At 59.2% G+C, this 4791-nt stretch carries 4 protein-coding genes and 1 pseudogene; all 5 read right to left on the bottom strand.

Annotated features, from left to right (window positions below; all coding sequences use genetic code 11):
* The coding region (locus ACFFAR_RS24960; protein WP_375508640.1) for an aldehyde dehydrogenase family protein at positions 1–793 on the bottom strand (793 nt) is incomplete at its 3' end.
* Positions 790–1827 carry an aldo/keto reductase gene (locus tag ACFFAR_RS24955; protein ID WP_062171853.1) on the bottom strand — a complete coding sequence of 346 codons (1038 nt, stop codon included), beginning with the start codon at positions 1825–1827 and terminating at the stop codon, positions 790–792. The genes ACFFAR_RS24955 and ACFFAR_RS24960, both read right to left, overlap by 4 nt.
* Before the next feature lie 49 nt (positions 1828–1876).
* Positions 1877–2416: a formaldehyde-activating enzyme gene (gene fae, locus ACFFAR_RS24950; RefSeq protein WP_062003510.1), complete on the bottom strand. Its 540-nt coding sequence runs from the start codon at positions 2414–2416 to the stop codon at positions 1877–1879.
* Positions 2417–2548: 132 nt separating this feature from the next.
* Positions 2549–2835 (bottom strand): annotated as a pseudogene (locus ACFFAR_RS24945) (DUF1272 domain-containing protein).
* A 76-nt stretch (positions 2836–2911) separates the two neighbouring features.
* Positions 2912–4297, bottom strand: coding sequence for a gluconate:H+ symporter (locus tag ACFFAR_RS24940; protein ID WP_062003508.1), 1386 nt, complete (start codon positions 4295–4297; stop codon positions 2912–2914).
* Between the last annotated feature and the right edge of the window lie 494 nt (positions 4298–4791).

Raw genomic sequence — 4791 nt, 5'->3', positions numbered from 1 at the left:
ACGCGAAATCGCCGTGGCGCATCTTCATTTTATCGAACCACGCGGGCGGATGCTGCGGGTCGGGGATCGTGACAAAGCGGTTGTAGTTCGGCGACTGCACATCATCGACCCAGGCGTCGGCGTCGGACACCTGATGGAACGGGTAGCGTGCGCCCTCCGGAAGGGCTGGATCGTAGGTGTAGACCGTGCCCACATTGAACACGCCCGCCGGGATTCCTGCTTCTGCGGCGAGTACGGCCAGAGCCAAAGCGCTCAACGGCGTTTCCTCAGACGGCTTGAGGACCATCGTACAGCCCGCTGCCAGCGCAGGTCCGGCTTTGCGCGTGATCATTGCGAGGGGGAAGTTCCACGGCGTGATGGCCGCCACCACGCCGACCGGTTCCCGCGTGACGATGATCTTCGATCCCGCCTTCGAGCTCGGAATGACATCGCCATAACTGCGCTTCGCCTCTTCAGCGAACCACTCGAGGAAACTCGCTGCATAAGCGACCTCCCCTTGTGCTTCCGCGAGCGGCTTTCCTTGCTCTCGCGTAAGCAATTCGGCGAGGGCATTGCGATGCTCGAGCATCAGCTCGCCCCAGCGCCGCACCCGAGCGCCGCGTTCCTTTGCGGTCAGCGCGCGCCAGGCTGGGAACGCGCCCTCCGCTGCCTGAATGGCTTGCTGCGTTTCACGCGCGCCCGCTTTCGAGACATCTGCGATCACGTCTGCCGTTGCGGGATTCAGGACCGGATAGGTCTCAGCGCTGCTCTGCCATACACCATCGATGTAGTGTTCTTTTCGAAGAAGATTCATGCCGCGTCCTTCATTGCCTGAACAAAAGCGCCCTGCGGCACGCGTGCTTCACGCGCGACCCGGCGGCCGGCTGTGTAATCGTTGATGACATCACACGGCGTGTAGTTGCGCTCGAGTTCATAAAGCTCGTCCGCGTCGAGTTCCATGCCGAGCGCGTTAAGTGCGCTGTCGAACTGGGCCGGTGAATCTGCGCCGACCAGCATGCTAGCCACGCCATTGCGCTGCAGTACCCACGCCTGGGCGATTTGCGCGGCGCTCACGCCGCGTCTCCGGGCGACGCGCTCAACAGAGGCGGCGATCTCACGGGATGCCGCATCGCCGTACATCTGCGATGTAAAGAAGTCAGTCTGGTTACGCGTAGACGCGGTGTCGCACGTCAACAGCCCTCGCGCCAGCGGGCTGAATACGGATACACCCAGACCTTGGTCCGCGCAGTACGGCATCATCTCGCGCTCTTCCTCGCGGTATGCCAAGTTCAATTGCAATTGCATATTGATCGGCTTGTGCCAGCCATTTCGTTCGCAAACCTGAATGATTTTCGCAAGCTGCCACGTGTACATGGTCGACACACCGATATAACGCGCCTTGCCCGACCGGACGATATCGTCCAGCGCTGCCATGGTTTCTTCAACGGGCGTGGTAGTGTCGAAATAATGGAGCATATAGATGTCGACGTAATCCATGCCCAGCCGGCGCAGGGATGCGTCGATACCATCGAGCACGTGCTTGCGTGAATGACCGCCCGCATTTTGATATTCGCCCATGTCGTAGCCGACCTTGGTGGTGACCACGATTTCCTCACGCCGTGCAAGGCGTCCAAGGATTCGGCCAACCACTTCTTCTCCCACGCCCAACGAATAGAAATCAGCGAGATCAATGAAGTTCACGCCTGCGTCCAACGCGTGGCGAACAATGGGCTCGCTCTTTTGTTCGTCGAAAATCCACGGTTTCCATTGCGGCGTTCCCATGTTCATGGTGCCAAGACACAAGCGCGACACTTTCAGGCCGGACTGGCCCAGTCGAACGTATTCCATTATTCAATTCTCCGTAGAGTGCCGGCATGCGACACCCGTATGCGGTTTTTTAGAGGGCGGCTTGCGACGAACTCGGGGTATAGAAGGGATTCGACACTTCACGCGCCGCGGCGAATACGTCGCGCTTTAACGGCAGACCTTTCATGGCCGCCTTGATGGCGTTTTTAGTCGCGCGATAATTGTTGCGGAACACGGCATCCAGATCGTCAGCTGACGGATTGACCCAGTTCGCCGATACGACCACCCAGTCGTTTTCCGCTTCCGGCGGCAACGTGCCGTCTTCGAGCGATTCAGCGACGGCCTTTGCGATGCCCGCCTGCGAAGCGCCCCACGTCGCGTTCCCGTGGAACTCATTGGCAATCTGTGCCTTGTTCACGTACAGCGTCAGGGGCTTGGTAGGAACACCCGGCCGAGCGATGACGACAAACGGCGCGTGGCCCGCCGACGGCGTAGCGAGCGCGGTCGCGAATGCCTGTCCAGCAGGACCGCTGCGGGGTCCGACAAGCACATTGATATGGGCGAGATTGACGCCCGGCCCTTCAAAACCTTCGCCAATGTGAAGAGTGCGCTCGGATTGGGGTGTTGGCATGTTGGCTTCCGTTCAAGGAGTGGATCGATGAACAGATTGTGAGAGCCAGCGCCGCCGAGGAGGAATCGATGATTACTGCGCACCGGTATGAGCGGCGCTCAGATCGGTGAATTCCCTAATGGGCGGCAGATGTTATCGATCAAAGGGCGCAATGGAGCCGTAGCGATCCAGGAACGCACGATGTTGGTGTTCATCTATGCCCGCTGGATGGACTTCCGTCGAGGCCGGGCGGCTGTCGAGTCGCGCTTTCGGACGGATCGGGCGAAACTGGAAGCCGCCGCCGCAGTTCGGGCATACGTTTTGAAGCCGTGACAGCGCGCACGATTCGCAGAAGGTACATTCAAAGCTGCATATCATGGCGTCACGGGCGTTTGGCGGGAGTGGCTGCAGCATTCACAGGTGGGGCGCAAGGCAAGCATGATGGATCTCCTTTTTCTCATTTTAGATTCGGAGTTCCGCTTGCCTCGCCAATCTGCCCACGTTTCACGTCAGTGTTTATGTCAGCACGCCCCACATCACCAGCGTGAGCGCCAGCCCGACCACTGAGACGATCGTTTGAAGCACGGACCAGACGTACACCGTCTGTTTTAGCTGCAGACCGAAGTATTCACGGATCATCCAGAAACCGGCGTCGTTCACGTGGCAGAAAAAGACCGACCCCGCGCCAATCGCCAGCGCCAGCAGCGAGTTGTGTGTCGCGCTCAGCCCTGCCACGACCGGGGCGATGATGCCCGCCGTCGTTGTGGTCGCGACCGTGGCCGAGCCGGTCGCCTGGCGCAGCGCAACGGCGATCAGCCATGCCAGCAGAATGAGCGGCATGTGCGAACCGATGGCAATCTTCCCGATCGTGGTGCTGATCCCTCCCAACACCAGCGTTTGCTTCAGGCCGCCACCGGCGCCGATCGTCAACAGCAGCGCGCAGATAGGCGGCAGGCTTTTGCGCAGGATGCCACTCACTTTGTCGCGCGGCATGCCACGCGTCCAGCCCAACGCGACGATTGCGAATAGAACGGTGAGTCCAAGAGCAATCAGCGGCTCACCGAGAAAATTGAGCGTATCGAATAGCAGCGTTTCGGGCTTGACAGCTAGTTTCGCTACGGTTCGGCCGAGCATCAACAATACGGGCAAAAGTATCGTCAAGAGCGAGATACCGAAGCTGGGGGCGTCGAGCGCACCGGCACCATCCATCTTCGATGCAAACAACTTGCCCATCTCCTCCGGTTCGTCGACGTGCATCCGGCGCGACAGCCATATTCCATACACGGGGCCCGCGAGGATCACAGCAGGAATTGCGATGATGAAACCAAGACCCATCGTAATTCCAAGATCCGCATGCAGTGCGCTCACCGCGATAAGCGGGCCCGGGTGCGGCGGCAGCAGCGCATGCAGCGTCGTCATGCCGGCCAGCGCCGGGATTGCGATCCGTAAGATCGGCTGTTTCGAGCGGCGCGCCATCACGAAGATGATCGGCACCATCATGACAAGGCCGACTTCAAAAAAGAGCGGCAAGCCGATCACGATTGCCACCAGCGCCATCAACCAGGGCAAGGACCGTGGCGTGGAGTGATCGAGAATGGTCGAGACCAGCCTGTCGGCAGCGCCTGACTCCGCCATTAATGCACCGAGCATCGCGCCGAGCGCGATGATAATTCCGACGTCGCCCAGCAGGCCGCCCGCGCCTTTACTAAAAGCGCTCGCGACGGCCTCAAGTGGCAAGCCTGCGGTAAAGCCGGCGACGAAAGTACCAACGAGTATCGATAAAAACGGCGCCAGTTTCAGCGCGCTAATAAGAACAATGATCGATGCCAATCCGAGCGCGCATGCGATGAGAAGACGCGTGTCGTGGTCGGACCACGCGGCGAAAGTCGAAGTCAGATGCACTGAAATGCCTTTGGCTGATTGAGAGAAGAGGCTAGCGTACCCGCGGCTGTTCGCCGCCGCTTAGTGGCCGCGATTTTACGAGTGCTTGCTTACGGGATGCTTGGAGCGGCATTGTGGAACGGTAGCGGGGTTGTGAATAGACCACCGGTGGTTCTAGCCGTATTTTTTTAATCACTATATTTGAGCATCGACATCTACATGACTAGACAGCAAGCTCTCTCTCGATCGCGTCAAGCACATGCGCGAGGGGTACGACCCAAACGGAATCGAGCATCTCATCCTGTGAGCGCCGTTCATGTTTGTCTTGCTCTAAGTCGTGTTCGGCCGGACTTTATGCGCATAAAGCATCGTATGGTCGACGCAGGCCGGTAAGCCGCTGATGCAAAGGCTCGCCACTCGGTCGCAGAAATTAGACTCCAGCACGGGCCGCGATAGTACTGTCCACGCCACCGAACCTGACGCATAAGTCGCAAGTTGACTTTATGCGCATAAAC

The organism is uncultured Caballeronia sp. (assembly GCF_964243625.1).
Lineage (GTDB): Bacteria > Pseudomonadota > Gammaproteobacteria > Burkholderiales > Burkholderiaceae > Caballeronia.
Note: the sequence above shows the minus strand (reverse complement) of the source record. Positions and strands in the feature narration are given on the sequence as shown.

Bases quoted from the DNA above. Each gene is read 5' to 3' on its own strand.
- fae (WP_062003510.1), bottom strand. From the start codon at position 2,416: ATGCCAACACCCCAATCCGAGCGCACTCTTCACATTGGCGAAGGTTTT.
- ACFFAR_RS24955 (WP_062171853.1), bottom strand. From the start codon at position 1,827: ATGGAATACGTTCGACTGGGCCAGTCCGGCCTGAAAGTGTCGCGCTTG.